The sequence below is a fragment of the Paraburkholderia unamae genome (assembly GCF_003268775.1).
GTDB lineage: Bacteria > Pseudomonadota > Gammaproteobacteria > Burkholderiales > Burkholderiaceae > Paraburkholderia > Paraburkholderia unamae.
Genome location: NZ_QLSU01000006.1, coordinates 267,880 through 284,158 on the forward strand (window position 1 = coordinate 267,880; position 16,279 = coordinate 284,158).

At 67.2% G+C, this 16,279-nt stretch carries 14 protein-coding genes; 9 read left to right on the forward strand and 5 right to left on the reverse strand.

What is annotated here, in order from left to right; all coding sequences use genetic code 11:
* The first annotated feature begins 7 nt into the window (after positions 1 to 7).
* Both C7401_RS12645 and C7401_RS12650 read left to right on the forward strand, forming a co-directional pair.
* Positions 8 to 1,381, forward strand: coding sequence for an acyclic terpene utilization AtuA family protein (locus C7401_RS12645; RefSeq protein WP_112171717.1), 1,374 nt, complete (start codon positions 8 to 10; stop codon positions 1,379 to 1,381).
* Positions 1,368 to 1,682, forward strand: coding sequence for an AtuA-related protein (locus C7401_RS12650; protein ID WP_112171718.1), 315 nt, complete (start codon positions 1,368 to 1,370; stop codon positions 1,680 to 1,682). The genes C7401_RS12645 and C7401_RS12650 overlap by 14 nt, the downstream gene beginning before the upstream one ends.
* A 10-nt stretch (positions 1,683 to 1,692) precedes the next feature.
* Here C7401_RS12650 and C7401_RS12655 read toward each other — a convergent pair whose 3' ends face one another.
* On the reverse strand, positions 1,693 to 2,595 hold the full coding sequence (locus tag C7401_RS12655; protein ID WP_112171719.1) for a LysR substrate-binding domain-containing protein: 903 nt from the start codon (positions 2,593 to 2,595) through the stop codon (positions 1,693 to 1,695).
* A 185-nt stretch (positions 2,596 to 2,780) separates the two neighbouring features.
* Between C7401_RS12655 and C7401_RS12660 the strand changes: the two genes are divergently transcribed.
* The 5 genes from C7401_RS12660 (at position 2,781) to pdxR (ending at position 8,606) form a co-directional block, all read left to right on the forward strand.
* Positions 2,781 to 3,686, forward strand: a complete 906-nt coding sequence (locus C7401_RS12660) for a transketolase (protein ID WP_112171842.1) — start codon at positions 2,781 to 2,783, stop codon at positions 3,684 to 3,686.
* On the forward strand, positions 3,683 to 4,684 hold the full coding sequence (locus C7401_RS12665; protein ID WP_112171720.1) for a transketolase family protein: 1,002 nt from the start codon (positions 3,683 to 3,685) through the stop codon (positions 4,682 to 4,684). The genes C7401_RS12660 and C7401_RS12665 overlap by 4 nt, the downstream gene beginning before the upstream one ends.
* A 19-nt stretch (positions 4,685 to 4,703) precedes the next feature.
* Positions 4,704 to 5,549: an NAD(P)-dependent oxidoreductase gene (locus C7401_RS12670; protein WP_112171721.1), complete on the forward strand. Its 846-nt coding sequence runs from the start codon at positions 4,704 to 4,706 to the stop codon at positions 5,547 to 5,549.
* A 114-nt stretch (positions 5,550 to 5,663) separates the two neighbouring features.
* On the forward strand, positions 5,664 to 6,971 hold the full coding sequence (locus tag C7401_RS12675; protein WP_112171722.1) for an MFS transporter: 1,308 nt from the start codon (positions 5,664 to 5,666) through the stop codon (positions 6,969 to 6,971).
* 132 nt (positions 6,972 to 7,103) lie between these two features.
* Entirely contained in the window at positions 7,104 to 8,606 is a 1,503-nt protein-coding gene (gene pdxR / locus C7401_RS12680; protein ID WP_224043150.1) for a MocR-like pyridoxine biosynthesis transcription factor PdxR, read from the forward strand.
* Here the strand turns inward: pdxR and C7401_RS12685 are convergent.
* The 4 genes from C7401_RS12685 to C7401_RS12700 form a co-directional block, all read right to left on the reverse strand.
* Positions 8,590 to 9,954: a spinster family MFS transporter gene (locus tag C7401_RS12685; RefSeq protein WP_112171723.1), complete on the reverse strand. Its 1,365-nt coding sequence runs from the start codon at positions 9,952 to 9,954 to the stop codon at positions 8,590 to 8,592. The genes pdxR and C7401_RS12685 overlap by 17 nt on opposite strands.
* 28 nt (positions 9,955 to 9,982) lie before the next feature.
* Positions 9,983 to 11,482 carry an amidase gene (locus C7401_RS12690; protein ID WP_112171724.1) on the reverse strand — a complete coding sequence of 500 codons (1,500 nt, stop codon included), beginning with the start codon at positions 11,480 to 11,482 and terminating at the stop codon, positions 9,983 to 9,985.
* A 64-nt stretch (positions 11,483 to 11,546) separates the two neighbouring features.
* The gene (locus C7401_RS12695) at positions 11,547 to 12,986 is read right to left on the reverse strand and encodes a carbohydrate porin (RefSeq protein ID WP_146757914.1); all 1,440 of its coding nucleotides are present in this window, start codon (positions 12,984 to 12,986) and stop codon (positions 11,547 to 11,549) included.
* A 308-nt stretch (positions 12,987 to 13,294) separates the two neighbouring features.
* Complete coding sequence (locus tag C7401_RS12700; protein ID WP_112171844.1) at positions 13,295 to 14,719, reverse strand: NAD(P)/FAD-dependent oxidoreductase; 1,425 nt, start codon at positions 14,717 to 14,719, stop codon at positions 13,295 to 13,297.
* Positions 14,720 to 14,978: 259 nt separating this feature from the next.
* On the opposite strand from C7401_RS12700, the gene C7401_RS12705 reads away from it, so the two are divergent.
* Both C7401_RS12705 and C7401_RS12710 read left to right on the forward strand, forming a co-directional pair.
* Positions 14,979 to 15,362 carry a nuclear transport factor 2 family protein gene (locus tag C7401_RS12705; protein WP_112171726.1) on the forward strand — a complete coding sequence of 128 codons (384 nt, stop codon included), beginning with the start codon at positions 14,979 to 14,981 and terminating at the stop codon, positions 15,360 to 15,362.
* Positions 15,359 to 16,249: an EamA family transporter gene (locus C7401_RS12710; protein WP_112171727.1), complete on the forward strand. Its 891-nt coding sequence runs from the start codon at positions 15,359 to 15,361 to the stop codon at positions 16,247 to 16,249. The genes C7401_RS12705 and C7401_RS12710 overlap by 4 nt, the downstream gene beginning before the upstream one ends.
* Positions 16,250 to 16,279: the final 30 nt, after the last annotated feature.

Consider the following 16,279-nt stretch of genomic DNA (forward strand, 5'->3'; position numbering starts at 1 on the left):
TGACGTCATGAACCGGACCGAATCATCAAGGCGCGTGCGCATCGGCGCGGGCGCGGGCTACTCGGGCGACCGCATCGAGCCCGCCGTCGAACTCGCGGAGCACGGCGCGCTGGACTACCTGGTATTCGAATGCCTGGCAGAACGCACCATCGCGATCGCCCAGCAAACGCGCCGCCACCATCCCGAACTCGGCTATGACCCGTTGCTCGAAGCGCGTATGCGCGCGGTGCTGCCGGTCGCCGCCCGCAAGCGCGTGCGGATCATCTCGAACATGGGCGCGGCCAATCCGCGCGCGGCGGCGATCAAGACCGCGCAGATCGCGCGGGAGCTAGGTCTGCAAGGCCTGAAGATCGCCGCCGTCACGGGCGACGATGTGCTCGACGTCCTGATGCAATCCCCGCTGCGCTTCGAAGAATCCGGCGACGATGTGAGCCAGTACGCGGCGCGCATCGTCTCGGCCAATGCGTATCTCGGCGCGGCGCCCATTGTCGAGGCGCTCGCGGCGGGCGCGGATATCGTGCTGACCGGCCGCGTCGCGGACCCGTCGTTGTTCGCCGCGCCGCTCATCCACGAGTTCGGCTGGCGCATGGACGACTGGAACACGCTTGGGCAGGCGACCGTGGTCGGGCATCTGCTCGAATGCGCGGGTCAGGTCACGGGCGGCTATTTCGCCGACCCCGGCTACAAGGACGTGCCCGATCTCGCGCGGCTGGGCTTTCCCATCGGCGAAGTGAGCGCCGACGGTAGCCTCGTCGTGACCAAGGTGGCGCACGCGGGCGGCTGCGTGACCGAGGCGACGTGCAAGGAGCAGTTGCTCTACGAGATTCACGACCCGCAGCGCTACTTCCAGCCCGATGTCGTCGCGGACTTTACCGGCGTGCGCGTGGAGCAGGAAGCGCAAGACCGCGTGCGCGTGACGGGCGGACGCGGCCGCGCCCGCACGCCAACGCTGAAGGTGTCGGTCGCGTATGTCGACGGCTACATCGGCGAAGGACAGATTTCCTATGGCGGACCGGGCGCGCTCGCTCGCGCGCGCCTCGCGCTCGACATCGTGCGGGAGCGGCTGGCGCTCACGGGCGTCGATACGAGCGAACTGCGCTTCGACCTGATCGGCGTGAATGCGCTTTACGGCGACGCGCTCGCCGCGAATCGCGATGAGCCGTACGAAGTGCGCGTTCGCGTGGTGGGGCGCACGGCCGATGCCACGCAGGCGGCGCGCATCGGCAACGAGGTCGAAACGCTCTACACCAACGGACCCGCGGGCGGCGGGGGCGTTACCAAAACGACTCGCGAAGTGCTCGCCGTGCAGTCCGTGCTGCTGCCGCGCGACCAGGTGAATCCGGTCTTTCAATGTGTCGAGGCAAGCGATGAAACTGCGTGAACTGGCCCACGGCCGCACCGGCGACAAAGGCAATACGCTGAATATCTCGGTGATCTGCCACGACCCGAAACACTACGCGCATTTGCGCCACGTCCTGACGCCGGAGCGCGTCAAGGCGCATCTCGCCGACGTGGTCAAAGGCGACGTCGCGCGCTACGAACTGCCGCTTCTGGGCGCGTTCAATTTCGTGCTCGGCAACGCGCTGGGGGGCGGCGTCACGCGCTCGCTCGCGCTCGACGCGCACGGCAAGTCGGTGAGCATGGCGCTCCTCGATATTGACGTGGGCGATCTGCCCGGGTGAGCCACACGCCTCAAGACGGCACAGAGGCGTCCTCGCCGATACCGAGCGCATTCAGGAGCCACGCCTTGAAGGTCTCGAAGGCCTCGTGGCGGTGCTGCCTGCGCGGGTGCACGAGATAGTGCCCGACGTATTCCACCTCGCGCGTCGTACCGGCGAGCGGGCGCACCAGTTCGCCGCGTTGCAGTTCGCGCTCCGAAAGCAGCGTCGATTCGAGTACGACCCCAAGGCCGTCCACGGCGGCGGCAATCGCCATTGAGCTGCGGTCGAAGCGCAGGCCATAGTGCGTCGGCGGGGGAAGCTGGTTGGTTTCGAACCAGCCTTTCCACTGGTACATCTGCACCTCGCACTGGATCAGCGGCAGGTGATACAGATCCTCGGGCTTGCGGATGCGCTCCGCGAGCGCCGGGTTGCACAGCGGCGCCAGGCCCTCCAGCGCGAGCGGAATTTTCTCGTGCGGCGAAGGCTTCGGCTCGCCGTAGACGATATCCAGGTCGAAGTCATCGTCGAACCGTGCGTATTCCGTGCTCGCGGAAAAACGCAGGTCGATATCCGGATGATCCCTCACGAAGCCCGCCAGGCGCGGCAGCAGCCATTGCGTCGCAAAGCTCGGTGCGGTGTGCAGCCGCAGCGGCGTGCGCTCGTTGCCCGCGAGCAGCGCGAAGCCGCGCTGGATCTCGTCCATTCCGCGCTGAATGTGCTCCATGAGCATCGCGCCCTCGCGCGTGAGGCGCACCTCCCGCGTGCTGCGCTGGAACAGCCGTTGGCCGAGTTGCTCCTCCAGCTTGCGCACTGAATGGCTCACGGCGCTCGGAGACAGATTCAGGTCGCGCGCGGCGTCGGCGAAGGAAAGGGTCCGACCGGCCGCTTCGAAGACGCGGATATACGCCAGCGGGATCTTGCGAAAGATGTCCATGAGGGGGGATTCGTGAATGGCATTCACGAGCTAGTGTAATCTTTTCTTTTGTCAGGCGCCCTGGAGACCGATACATTGGGGTCACCTCGTGCCCACACCGGTCCGATTGCTGAACAGGAGACAACTGCGGCAATCACCGGTTATCGGGGACTTTTCTCCCGTCTTCCGCTGGAAATGCCATGACAATGATTACGGAGGCCGAGCCGCAAAGCGGCTCGACATCGGTGCCACTTTCGAAAATCGCCGATCACGCGTATCGCATCCGCCGCTTCGCGCTGCGCATGGGCGAAGTGCAGGGCCAGGGCTACATCGGCCAGGCGCTCGGACTCGCCGACGCGCTCGCCGTCACCTGGTGCCACGCGATGAACCTGCGCCCCGAAGATCCCGAATGGGAAGGGCGCGACCGCTTCCTGCTCTCGCACGGCCACTACGCCATCGCCCTGTACGCCGCGCTGATCGAAGCGGGCGTCATTGCGGAAGCGGAACTGGAAACCTACGGCTCCGACGACAGCCGTCTGCCGATGTCGGGCATGGCGACCTATACGCCCGGCATGGAAATCTCGGGCGGCTCGCTCGGCCAGGGCCTGACGATCGCGGTCGGCATGGCGCTCGGCCTGCGTTTGAAGGGCAATCCGGCGTTCGTCTACAACTCGATGTCCGATGGCGAGCTCGACGAAGGCGCCACGTGGGAAGCCGCGCTCTCCGCCGCGCACCACGGCCTGGGCAATCTGATCGCGCTCGTCGACATCAATCGCCAGCAGGCGGACGGCCCCTCGCACGACGTGCTCGGCTTCGAGCCGCTCGCGGACAAGTTCGCGTCGTTCGGCTGGCATGTGGAGCGCGTGAACGGCAACGATCTGCCCGCGCTCGTGCAAGCCTTCGACCGCGCCCGCGCGCTCAAGGAAGCGAAACCGCGCGTGATTCTGCTCGACACGCTGATGGGCAAGGGCGTGCCGTTCCTCGAAACGCGCGAGAAAAATCACTTCATTCGGGTCGACGCGCAGGAGTGGCAGCAAGCCATCGCCGTGCTCGACGAGCATCACCAGCAAGCCCGGCAAGCCCGGCAAGCCCGGCAAGGAGACGCGGCATGAGCGCCGTCATCGAAAAGAAGCCGCGCCTGACGACCTCCGCCATGATCGCGTCGATCGCCTCGGAAGGCCAGCAGACGCGCACCGCGCCGTTCGGCCACGCGCTCGTGGCCGAGGCCGAAAAGCGGCCGAACATCGTCGGCTTGACGGCCGATCTGTCGAAGTACACGGACCTGCATATCTTCGGCCAGGCGTTCCCCGAGCGCTTCTTCCAGATGGGCATGGCCGAACAGTTGTTGATGGGCGCGGCGGGCGGCATGGCGAAGGAAGGCTTCATTGCGTTCGCGACGACCTATGCCGTGTTCGCCACGCGCCGCGCGTATGATTTCATCCATCAGATCATCGCTGAGGAAAATCTCAACGTGAAGATCTGCGCCGCGCTGCCGGGTCTCACGACGGGCTATGGCCCGAGCCACCAGGCGACCGAAGACGTCGCGCTGATGCGCGCCATTCCCGGCATGACCGTGATCGATCCGTGCGACGCGCTGGACACCGAACAGGCGGTGGCCGCGATCGCCGCGCACGAGGGCCCGGTTTACATGCGGCTGCTGCGCGGCAAGGTGCCCGTGGTGCTGGAGGACTACGATTACCGGTTCGAACTCGGCAAGGCGAAGATGCTGCGCGACGGCACCGACGTGCTGATCATTTCGTCCGGAATCCTGACGATGCGCGCGCTCGAAGCCGCGCAGGCGCTGGACGACGGTTCCGCGAGCGTGGGCGTGCTGCACGTGCCGACCATCAAGCCGCTCGACGAGGCCACGATCATCGAGCAATGCCGCAAGCCCGGCCGCCTCGTGATCGTCGCGGAAAACCATAGCGTGATCGGGGGCCTGGGCGACGCCGTGACGAGCGCGCTGGTGCGCCATCGCGTGATGCCCGAGTTCCGGCAGATCGCGCTGCCCGACCGGTTCCTCGACGCGGGCGCGCTGCCCACGCTCCATGACCGCTATGGCATCTCGACGGCGTCGATCGTCGACAACATCAAGACGTGGCTCAAGTGACCCAGGAGACGCAGCGAAAATGAACGTGACATTCATTGGTATTGGCGCCATCGGTTTGCCGATGGCTTTGCAGGTCAAGGGCGCGGGCCACAGCGTGACGGGCGTCGATCTGTCGAGCCACGCGCGCGAACTCGCGCAGGAAAACGGTCTCGCCGCCGTGGACAGCTTCGCGGCCGCGCCTTCGCCCGACGTGGTCGTGGCCATGGTCGCGACGCCGCAGCAGCTTGCCGGGCTGGTCGACAGCGTCGGCACGCGGCTTCACGGCCAGACGTGGGTCATCATGTCCACGGTCGGCCCCGACGCCGTGCGCGAACAAGGCGAGCGCCTCGCGGCCGCCGGCGCGCGCGTGGTCGATGCGCCCGTGACCGGCGGCACGGCGCGCGCCAAAACGGGCCAGCTCGTGATCTTCGCCTCGGGCGCGCAAGGCGATATCGATTCGGTGCGCGCGGTGCTCGACGCGATGGGCAGCGTGCGCGTGACCGGCCCGAGGCTCGGCGACGGCCAGGCCATCAAGGTCGTCAATCAGCATCTGTGCTCGGTGCATATCGTGGCGGCGGCCGAAGCGCTCAATCTGGCGCGCTCGCTCGGCCTCGATCCGGCGGCCGTGCTCGAACTGGTCGAAAAGGGCGCGGCCGGGTCGTGGATGCTCTCGGACCGCGGCCCGCGCATGCTGCAAGGCACCGACGTGACGGTCACGAGTTCGATCAACATCTTCGTGAAGGACAGCGACCTGGTCGCCGCGGCCGCGCAAGCGTGCGGCGCCGAGGTGCCGCTGCTGTCCGTCGCGAACGCACGCTATCACGAGGCGGCGCAAGCGGGCCTAGGCCTGCGCGACGACAGCCGCGTGATCGAAACCTGGCGCTGATACACCGCAGCGGTAGAGACTTTTCAGGTCGTGTAAGACGCTCGACGAAAGCTCGACACGATCCGGCCGCCTGCACGACAGGCGGCCGGGCACCAGCAGTGGAGACAACTCACGATGAGCACCAACAACGAAGGGCGCGCGGTCAAGGTGGCCGTTGCGTCGATGATCGGCTCCGCAGTCGAGAGCTACGACTTCTTTATCTATGGCACCGCCGCCGCGGCGTGGTTCGGCAAGATCTTCTTTCACGCCACCGAACCGATCATCGGCATTCTGGCTTCGTTCGCCACGCTCGCCATCGGCTTCCTGATGCGCCCGCTCGGCGGCTATCTGGCGGGCCACTACGGCGACAGCCTCGGCCGCAAGGCGGTGCTGTTCTGGTCGCTCGTCGGCATGGGCGGCGCGACCGTGCTGATCGGCGCATTGCCGACCTACGAGCAGGCGGGCGTGCTCGCCCCGATCCTGCTGATCCTCCTGCGCATGGTGCAGGGCGTCGGCTTCGGCGCGGAATGGGGCGGCGCGGTGCTCATGGCGTGCGAGCACGCGCCTGAAAAGCGGCGCGGCTTCTTCGGCGCGGTGCCGCAGCTCGGCATTCCGCTCGGCCTGCTGTTCGCCAACGGCGCGTTCCTGCTCTCGGGCGCACTGTTCGAAGGCGACTGGATCTGGCGCGCGCCCTTCCTGCTGTCTTTCGTGATGGTCGCGATCGGCATCTTCATCCGGATGAACGTATCGGAATCGCCGGAATTCGAAGCGATCAAGGCCGAGAACAAGGTGGTGAAGCAGCCCGCGCTCGAAGTCATCAAGAGCGACTGGCGCAGCATCCTGAAGATCGTCGGCCTGCGCATGGCGGAAACGGGCGGCTATTACATCACGACGAGCTTCATGCTCTCGTATGTGGCGCTCGCGCATGTCTCGACCACGCGGCACATTCTGTGGGGCACGCTCATCGGCTCCGCCATCGGCCTCGGCAGCCATCTGTTCTACGGCGCGCTCAGCGACAGGATCGGCCGCCGTCCGGTGTTCATGTTCGGCGCGATCTTCACCATCGCGTTCGGCGTGCCGATGTTCATGCTCATCAACACGGGCGCGGTCATCATGGTGATCGTGGCGGTGGCGCTGTCGCTGCTCTTTAGCCACGATCCGATTTTCGCGGTCGAGGCGAGCTGGTTCTCCGAGCAGTTTCCGGCCAACGTGCGCTCGTCGGGCATTTCGCTGGGCTACAACGGCGCTTCGGTGATCGCGGGACTGCTGCCGATCGTCGCGACGGGAATGTACGGCGCGTTCGGCTGGATCGGGCCCGCGCTGATGTTCTCGGCGCTCGGCGTGGTTTCGACCTGGTGCGCGCTCGCCATGAAGGAAACGGCCCCCGCCGTGATCGAGAAAAACAAGCCGAATCCCGGCACGGAGCGCCGCTTCGCCGCCTGAAATCCGGATTCGCTCCGAACGCGCCACGGATTATTGTCGTCTCGCGCGCCGGCCGCCAATGTCCCACAATGGCGGCATGGCGCGCGAATCGCAGCGATGCGTGCCTGACGATTGACGAACACGGGGCACGACGTGGAAGAGACGGAACTGATGTGGCGGCAACTGCTGAAACTCGACAGAAGTCCCGGCACGGCGTTACAGATCCAGCTTCGCTCCTCACTCGCCAACGCGATACTCGACGGCCGTCTGCCCGACGGCCTGCGCCTGCCCTCCAGCCGCGATCTCGCGCGCATTCTCGACATCTCGCGTAACACGGTCTTGCTCGTGTACGAGCGGCTCGTTGCCGAAGGCCACCTCGAATCGCGCACGCGCGAAGGGCATTTCGTGCGCGCCACGATCAAGCGCACCGGCGTTGCGCCGCTGGCCGCCGAACCCGTCTCGCGCCTGCCCGCGTGGGAGCGCCATTTCAGGCAGCCGGGGACGTTTCGCTGGCTCGACCGGCCGAGCGGCTGGCAAAAGTACCGCTACGCATTCGTGTACGGCCAGTTCGATCCGAAGCTCTTTCCGCTTTCCGACTGGCGCGAATGCAATCGCCTCGCGCTCGAAGTGGGCGCGGTGCGCAACTGGGGCCAGGATGACGTGGACGGCGGCTCGGGCATGCTGATCGATCAGCTCATCCGCACCGTGTTGCCGCGCCGGGGCATTTCGGCGAGACCCGAAGAAGTCATGCTGACGATGGGCACGCAGCACGGCCTTTACATGCTGTCGAAGTTGCTCTGCACGCCGGGGCGCGTGGTCGGCGTGGAGGACCCCGGCTACATGGACGCGCGCAATATCTTCTCGCACGACGGCGCGCGCATCGTGGCGCTGCCCGTCGACGAAGAGGGCTTGAGCATGACGCCAACGCTTGGCGCTTGCCAGTTCGTCTATTGCACGCCGAGCCATCAATGCCCCACCGGCGTCACCATGAGCACGCAGCGGCGGCTCGAACTGCTCGACCATGCGTCGCGGTACGACCAGCTGATCATCGAGGACGACTACGACCCGGAAACGCAATACGTCGGCCAGCCGCTGCCCGCATTGAAGGCGATCGACAAGTGCGACCGCGTGATCTATCTGAGCAGTCTCTCGAAGCTGCTCTCGCCGGGCTTGCGCGTGGGCTTCATCGTGGCGCCGGCCGTGGTGATCGAGCGCCTGCGCGAGTTGCGGCGGCTCATGATCCGCCAGGTGCCCGGCAACAACGAACGCACCGCCGCGCTGTTCATTCGCCACGGCCATTACGACCGGCTGCTGCACAACACGCGCGAATCGTTGCGGCAACGCGCCGGACTCCTCACCCATGCGCTGCGCGAGACGCTGCCCGACCTGACGTTTCGCGAGCCGCAAGGCGGCGCGTCGCTATGGGTGACGCTGCCGGGCCAGATCGATCAGCGCGCGCTGTTCGGGGCGTGCAGCGCGAGCGGCCTGCTGTTCGACCCCGGCGAGCCGTTCTTTCACGAGCCTTCGCACCCGCCGTGCGTACGCCTGGGTTTTTCGGTGATCGACGCCGAGCGCATCGTGCCCGGCGTCGAGGAGTTCGCGCGCCACGTCAACGCGCTGCGCAGGCGGCCGGGCCGCGCTACGCGCGCGAGGTAGCGGCGGCGCGCGGTTTCACGCCGTGCGGCGTGGCGTGCGGCTGCGCCGCGATCGCGCGGGCAAACGCGCCGGCCGCGCTTGCGAGCAGCAACGCCGCGAGCACGTTGGCCGCCGAGACGATCGCGAGCGCCCAGCCGAGCGTGTCGTGACCGAGCGCTTTTGAAAGCGTGTCGTTGATCGCGCCCGTGACGATGGGGCCGAGTCCCGCGCCGATCGCAAGGATGCCGAAGTTATACATCGAGACGATGGTCGCGCGCCGGTCGGCGGGAAAGAGCTGCGTGACGGCGGCGTAGGTCGGCGCCATCCACCACATGCCGAACACGGACATGCCCAGAATGAAGAGGCCGACGAGCGGAACGCTCATGTGGCCCACAGGCAGCGCGAGATGCGCGGGCGTCAACGTGAACGCCACGGCGAACGGAAAGGTCAGCAGCGCGCCGAGCACCGGCACGCCGATTTGCCAGCGTGCGTCGCGCTGCGTGAGCCGGTCGGCAAGCCAGCCGCTCGACAGCGAGCCGATCACGGCGCCGGGCCCCGCCGCGATGCCCATCAGCGTGCCCGCCTCCTTGATGTTCATGCCGTGCGCGCGCACGAGATACGCCGTGCTCCAGGTGCCGAACGCGTAGCCGGAGAAGGCGAGCAGCGCGCCCGCCGCCACGATCATCGCGAACGGGCGGCAGGCCAGCGCGTCGCGCAGCACGGCCCGCGTGGATGCGGGCGCGAGCGTGTGCGGCTGCGTGTGCGCGTTCTGCTGCGCGGCGTCGTGCGTGCGCGCGGGCTCGGCAACGGTGAGCCGCAGCAGCAGCGCGACCGCGAGCCCCGGCAGGCCGAGCCAGAAGAAGGCCGCGCGCCAGCCGTGATACCAGGTGAGCCACGCGCCCACGGTCATGCCGATCAGCGCGCCCGCGGGCGCCGAAAGCATCAGCACGCTGATCGCCCGCGCGCGGCGCTGCGGCGGGTAGAGATCGGCGAGCAGCGACATCGAAGGCGCATTGCTGCCCGACTCGCCAACCGCCACGCCCATGCGCGCGAACGCCAGTTGCCAGTAGCCCGTGACCGTACCGCAGACAATGGTCATGCAGCTCCATGCCGCGCAACTGAGCGCGACGACGTTGCGGCGATTGGCGCGGTCGGCATGGCGCGCGATGGGAATGGCGCAGCAGCAGTACACGGCGGCGAAGGCGAGGCCCGTGAGCAGACCCATGGCTGAATCCGATACGGCGAATTCGCGCTTGATCGGCTCGATGACGACGCCCATCACCTGGCGGTCGATCATGTTGACGGTGGCGATGGCGAAGAGCAGCAGCAGCGTGTAGTGCCGCCGCGCGCCGGTGGGTTCCTGTTTCATTGCATCGTGTCTCCAGGGAGGGCGCGCCTCAGGCGCGGCTGGCGGTGGCGAAGTCGAGCGTGGGCAGCGCCCACGGCCACGCGCGTTCGAGCTGGCCCGCGAGCGAGAACAGCAGGTCCTCGCGGCACAGCCCCGCCGTGAACATCATGCCGACGGGCATGCCATCGGCGGCGAAGCCGCTCGGCACCGACATCGAAGGCTGACCGCTCACGTTGGCCACCACGGTGAACGCCGCGCTGTTCATCATCTTCGCGGCGTACGACTCGAACGGCTGGCTCAGCACGAGTTCGCCGATGTGCGGGGTCTGTCCTGCCGTGACGGGCGAGAGGAGCACGTCGTAGCGCTGCATCAGCGTTTCCATGGCGAGCGAGATCTGCTCGAACGCGCGGCGCGCGCGAAAGAGCGCTTCCGATGTGGCGAGCCGGTTGCGTGCGTAGATGTGCAGCGTGATCGCTTCCAGGTCCGCCTCGGTGGCTTCGCGGCCCAGTGCGGTCTCGCGCTCGCGCAGGGCGGTGACGAGCGCGGCGCCGCTTGCCGTGCCGTGCGCGGTGAAGAGATGCTGCGCATCCACGGGCAGCGTGACGGGCTCGATCGCATGGCCGAGCGATTCGAGGCGGCGCGCGGTTTCGTCGAGCACGCGCTGGATTTCGGCGTCGAGCGGCACACCCGTGAGCGAGGCCGTGACGAGGCCGATGCGCAGCGGCTGCGGGTCGCGTTCGCAGCATTGCGCGTAGGGTGTCGGCGGGGCGGGCAGCCAGTAGGGACTGCCGTGCTCGTGACCGTGGCTCGCGTCGAGCAGCCCCGCCGAGTCGCGCACGCTGCGCGAGACGACGTGAGCGCAACTCGCGCCGAACCAGCCTTCGAAGGCGGCCGGTCCTTGCGGTGTGCGATAACGCGTGGGCTTGAGGCCGAACACGCCACACCACGCGGCGGGAATGCGGATCGAGCCGCCGCCGTCCGTCGCGTGCGCGGCCGGCACGATGCCCGCCGCGACGGCGGCGGCCGCGCCGCCCGACGAGCCGCCCGCGCTGCGCGCGAGGTTCCACGGGTTGCGTGTGGCGCCCCACAGCGCCGATTCGGTGGTGGTGGCGAGGCCGAACTCGGGCGTGGTCGTCTTGCCGAAGATCAGCATGCCCGCGTCGAGATAGCGCTGTGCGAGCGTGTTCGTGTACGAGGCGGGATCGCTGCCCGCGAAGAAGCGGCAGCCGTTCGTGGTGACGGTGCCCGTGAGCGCGGTGTTGAGGTCCTTGAGCAGCATGGGCACGCCCGCGAACGGGCCTGACAATGCGCCCGCGCGCGCGGAGTCTCGCGCCTGCGCGAGGCTTTGCAGGGCGAATGCGTCGTGCCGCAGATTGACGGCTTGCACGAACGGATCAACGGCGTTGCAGCGCGCGATGGCGGCGCCCAGCAGGTCGGCGGGCGCGAGTTCGCCGCTGCGCACGGCGGCGGCCATGGCGGTGGCGTCGAGCGAAAGATAGTCGGCTTGCGTGAGCGAAGCGGCCGGAGCGAGGGATGGGGTAGCGGACATGGCGATAGTCAAACGATAGAGGTGAGGGACCGGCCGCGCTTGCATCGAAGCGCGGCCGGTGCGTTCAGAACGTGAAGGTGAGTGTTTCCTGGAGCAGCAGCGCATCGGGATGATGCGGCGCGAACACGGGGTTCTTCGTATAGGTGAGGCTGCTGATGAGGTACGCGCCGCGAATCACGCGCGCCGCGTACGAAGCCGTATAAGCCATCGTGTAGGCCGCCGGATCGGCGTGATACGACGCGTAGACGTCGCGCAGCACGCCGCTGTACAGGCTCTTTGTGATGCCCACGGCGAGCATGTCGAACGGGCGGCTCGCGAACGGACCGATATAGAACGCCGAAACCTGCACGGCGCGGTTGAGCGCGTTGCGGTCGGCGGGCGACCAGTCGAACTTGGAATCGACATAAAGCCCGCGCGCGTCGTGCCAGGGCCGCGTGAGCTGCCAGGTGCCGGCCACGTAGAACTCGTAGTTGTTGCTCGACGGCGTGGCCGAATTGAAGCGCGTATAGCTGCTCGTGTTGTAGAGCGTGCCGAGGCGCAGCCACATCGCGCTTTCGGTGGGCGAGGCGGCGCGCTTGTAGCCGAGCTCGTTGATGAAGAGCGCGCGTGCGCCGGGCACCGAGAGCCGGAAGCCCGAGGGGTTGTAGTCGATGTCCTTGAGGATGCCCTCGGGGCTCATGCTGCGCGTGACGGCGAAACTGTCGTAGAAGCGCAGCGAGGGGCTGCGCATGATCACGTTGAACGTCGGCGTGGGTTCCGAGGCGGACATGCCCGCCTGGAACGGCACCACGCTCTGCGGCCCGAGCGCGGAAGTCGAGGCGTTGCCGCCGAGCGTCATGCCATAGAAGAGGCGAATGCCGGGAATGAAGCCGTAGATCAGCTCGATGCGCCGGTCGAACAGCGGCTGGTCGATGCCGAAGATCGTCATCGTCGCCACGTGCGGATTCGCGGACCGGTAAGTCGAGGTGGCCCACGACCCCGAGAGCGTGAACTGCGCATTCTGGCTGAAGCCGATGCGCGAAAGGTCGTAGGTCAGGTAGACGTTGGTCGTCTGGTTGTACGTGGGGTCCTGGCCGTTATAGGCCTGTTTGGGCGCGTTATTGCCGTTCAGGTCATAGGCGTAGCCCAGCATGGAGACGAGGCCGAAGCCGAAGCCATGCTCGGCCATCGCGCCGCGCACGCCGCCAAGCTCGGGCGCGACGCGCAGGCACACCGGAAGCGGCACCGTGGCGACTTCGATGCGCGTGGTGTACTGGCTGTAGCCCACGCAGGGCGGCGGCGTGGCGCTTGCCGCGGCGGCGGGCGTCAACGAAGGCGCGGTCGCCATGGAAGACGTCCCTGCGCCGTTCGCGGGAAACGCCGACTGGGCGAGGCTCGCCGCAGCGGGCGCGCGGGTGTCGGACGCGTTGGCCGGATCGGCTGCGTATGCCGTCTGCGCTGTCTGGAAGACGATCCCCGCCGCGACGGCCAGCGCCGTTTTATATAGGTAAGACTGTGTGCTCACTGATGACGTCCTTTGTTCGAATAGTAAGGGAAGGCGTAGCGGCGAAAAAAATGCAGGTTTCAGACCTGTCGATGGAGCCAGCAGCGGTTATCTCCAGGGCCAGCGCGCCGGCGGGGCGCTGGCCGGGCCTGGCTGGCGACTTACGTTGCGGGCTCAACAAATTTCGCTCGGCCGTCGGCGTTCAATCCGGTGCGCGGGCACTGACTGCGGGCGTCGAACATGCACCACGAAGCATCACTATTTCAATTCGGATTGCTAATTAACCGGCATGATTTTCGCCGCTTGTACGCCTGCACCGCACCCAGCACTTAGAGCACTTCGTCGTTCAGGTGATACCAGCGATAAAGGAAACGCTGGCCAATACGCCGGAACGGCGCGAACAACGGCGAGCGGACGCTGCCGAAAATATTCGGGTATTGGAGCCCCGAGTCGTAGATCGGCAAGTCGAATGCCGCAGCGGGCTGGCCGGCGATGCGCTGCGCCATGCGCCGCCCGGCATGCGCCGAAAACGACACGCCATTGCCGCCGTAGCCGAGCGCGTAGAACACGTTGTGATTGCGCTCGGGCTGGGCGATGCGGGGCATCATGTCGTGGCTCACGTCCACCCATCCCCACCACGAATGATCGATGCTCACGTCGCGCAACGCGGGAAACTTGCGGTGCAGGCCGTTGACGAGCACGTCGAAATGCTTCTGGCGCGTGGCGTCGGCGCCCGTGACCGAACTGCGGCTGCCGATTTGCAGGCGATAGTCGGGCAGCAGCCGGTAATAGAAGCGCAGCGTGCGCGTGTCCGTGATCACCTGGTGCGTGAGGAAGTTGGTCGCGCGCCGCTCGCTTTCGGTGAGCGGGCGCGTGACGAGCGAGTTCGAGAGGATCGGCATGATGCGCGAATCGAGCCGCCGGTGCAGGCCGTTGCTCGTATAGCCGCCCGTGGCGAAGGCCACGGCGCGCGCGCGCAGCACGCCGCCCGGCGTGCGCACGTCATAGCCGCCGCCGCGCGCCGTGACGTCCAGCACGGGGCTCGCGGGATGAATCTTGACGCCCAGGGCACGCGCCATGCGCATATAGCCGAAGGCCAGCTTGAGCGGATGCACGCCGATGCCGTCGGGCTCGTGCAGCGCCCCGCAATTTTCGGCGTCGTTCACGTAGTGGGTGCGCACGTCTTCGGCGCTGAGCATGCGTGTGTCGTAGCCGAACACGTCGCGCATGACCTTCGCCTCGTGGCGCAGGAAGTCGAGCTTCTTCTCGCGGTGCGCGATATACAGATGGCCGCCGGGCTGCGGGTCGCAGGGCACTTCGGCCACGAGGCTCTTGAACGTCTCGAAGCCCTCGCGGATCTCGGCGTCGAGGCGCAGCGCCGTTTGCTTGCCCCAGCGCTCGATCCATTGCGAGCGGTAGAGGCGTCCGCTCGCGTTTTGGCCCTGGCCGCCGTTGCGGCTCGTGCAGCCCCAGGCCACGCGGTTGGCTTCGAGCACGGTGGCGCGTATGCCGTGCTCGCGCGCGAGAAAGAGCGCCGTGGCGAGGCCCGTGAAGCCGGAGCCGACCACCACGACGTCAACGTCGGCACTGGCGCGGATCGGGCCGTCGTCCTCGGGGGGCGCGCCCGCGCTCGCCACCCAGTAAGTCGGCGCGTAGTCCACGCCGTGGCCGGGGTTCGCGGCGACGAGCGGATCATAGGTGGGATCGTAGGGCGCAAGGGGCTCGCTCGCGGCGAGTCCGGCGAGCGTTTGCATGGGGTTCATGAGCGGGTTCCGTTGGGTGCCGATTGGGATGGAACCATCTTGCAACGAAAGTCCGCAGGCTCATGGTGCCAACAAAATAAGGCGATGGTGCCAGCGGCGCGGCGGGCTTGCCGGGGCGGGCTGGTTCCATCGCCGGACAGGCCTGGTACCACGGGCCGCGCCCGGCATTGTTTAAGATGGGCGTTTTCGAACCGGGCCGCCGGCACCACGGCGGCAACGGACAGTTTGACCCTCTGACGAGTACCGACTCATGTCATCGAATTCCATCAATATCGCATTCCTTACTGATTTTTCCAGCGCGTGGAATCGCCACGATATCGACGCGTTGATGCGTTTCATGCACGACGACTGCGAGTTCCACGCGGTGGCGGGACCGGACGTCATGGGCCGCAGTTTCATTGGGCGCGATGCGGTGCGCGCGGGCTTCCAGCTTGCCTGGGAGACGTTTCCCGACGCGCGCTGGCTCGACGCGGATCACTTCGTGGCGGGCGCGCGCGGCGTGACCGAGTCGACGTTCCACGGCACGCGCGCGGACGGCAAGCGCGTCGAGGCGCGCATGGTGGACGTGTTCACGTTTCGCGACGGCAAGATTCTGGTGAAGAACGCGTTTCGCAAGGACCGGCCCGCCGCATGAACCGCGCAACGTTGAGCCGGGGCGACCTCGCGGCGGCGGCGGCGGTCGTGGTGATCTGGGGATTCAACTTCGTCGCCATGAAAGTCGCGCTGCGCGATTTCACGTCGATGCAGTTAGGCGCGGTGCGCTATGTGTTCGCCGCCTTGCCGATGATCCTGCTCGTGAGGAAGCCGGCCGTACCGTGGCGCTGGATCGTGGCGTATGGTCTGGTGCAGGGCGTGGGCCAGTTCGGCCTGCTATTTCTGGCGCTGCGCCTGGGCATGACCTCGGCGCTCGCTTCGGTGCTGCAACAAACGCAGGTGTTCTTCACCGCGCTGCTGGCGGGCGCGTTTCTCCACGAAAAGCTGAGCCGTCCGGCCAAGGTCGCGCTCGGGCTGGCGGCCATGGGTCTCGGCTGCTTTGCGATGAACCTGAGCGCCACGGGAGCAGGCTCCGGCTTGACGCTCGCAAGCCTGTTGCTGAATCTGGGCGCGGCGGCGATGTGGGCCGTCGCCAATATTTTCGCGCGGCAGTTGCAGCGGCGCTTTCCCGGCTATTCGCCGTTCGAGTTCGTCGTGTGGTCGAGCCTTGCGCCCATCGCGCCTTTCGTCGCGCTGAGCCTGTATTTCGACGGCGCGGCGGTGTGGCGCGACTGGTCGCATGTTTCGGTGGGGGGATGGGTGGCCGCCGCCTATCTCGGCTGGCTCGCCACGCTCGCGGCCTATGGCTTGTGGACCGGCCTGCTCGCGCGGCACCCCGCCAACCGCATCGCGCCATTCAGCCTTGGCGTGCCGGTCGTCGGGCTGGTTGCGGGCATTCTCGTGCTGGGCGAGTCGATCACGCTGTGGCAGGGCGCCGGTGTGGCGTTCGTCGGCGCTGCGCTGGTGTATTTGCTGTTCGGGCGTTAGCGGCGTCGGCTTCCGCCGTAGGGCGCGCGC

What these genes read in the sequence shown, in the direction of transcription:
- C7401_RS12665 (WP_112171720.1), top strand. Translation starts at nt 3,683, where the DNA reads ATGAGCGCCGTCATCGAAAAGAAGCCGCGCCTGACGACCTCCGCCATG.
- C7401_RS12660 (WP_112171842.1), top strand. Translation starts at nt 2,781, where the DNA reads ATGATTACGGAGGCCGAGCCGCAAAGCGGCTCGACATCGGTGCCACTT.
- C7401_RS12650 (WP_112171718.1), top strand. Translation starts at nt 1,368, where the DNA reads ATGAAACTGCGTGAACTGGCCCACGGCCGCACCGGCGACAAAGGCAAT.
- C7401_RS12670 (WP_112171721.1), top strand. Translation starts at nt 4,704, where the DNA reads ATGAACGTGACATTCATTGGTATTGGCGCCATCGGTTTGCCGATGGCT.
- C7401_RS12685 (WP_112171723.1), bottom strand. Translation starts at nt 9,954, where the DNA reads ATGAAACAGGAACCCACCGGCGCGCGGCGGCACTACACGCTGCTGCTG.
- C7401_RS12700 (WP_112171844.1), bottom strand. Translation starts at nt 14,719, where the DNA reads ATGCAAACGCTCGCCGGACTCGCCGCGAGCGAGCCCCTTGCGCCCTAC.
- C7401_RS12710 (WP_112171727.1), top strand. Translation starts at nt 15,359, where the DNA reads ATGAACCGCGCAACGTTGAGCCGGGGCGACCTCGCGGCGGCGGCGGCG.
- C7401_RS12690 (WP_112171724.1), bottom strand. Translation starts at nt 11,482, where the DNA reads ATGTCCGCTACCCCATCCCTCGCTCCGGCCGCTTCGCTCACGCAAGCC.
- C7401_RS12675 (WP_112171722.1), top strand. Translation starts at nt 5,664, where the DNA reads ATGAGCACCAACAACGAAGGGCGCGCGGTCAAGGTGGCCGTTGCGTCG.
- C7401_RS12655 (WP_112171719.1), bottom strand. Translation starts at nt 2,595, where the DNA reads ATGGACATCTTTCGCAAGATCCCGCTGGCGTATATCCGCGTCTTCGAA.
- C7401_RS12705 (WP_112171726.1), top strand. Translation starts at nt 14,979, where the DNA reads ATGTCATCGAATTCCATCAATATCGCATTCCTTACTGATTTTTCCAGC.
- C7401_RS12645 (WP_112171717.1), top strand. Translation starts at nt 8, where the DNA reads ATGAACCGGACCGAATCATCAAGGCGCGTGCGCATCGGCGCGGGCGCG.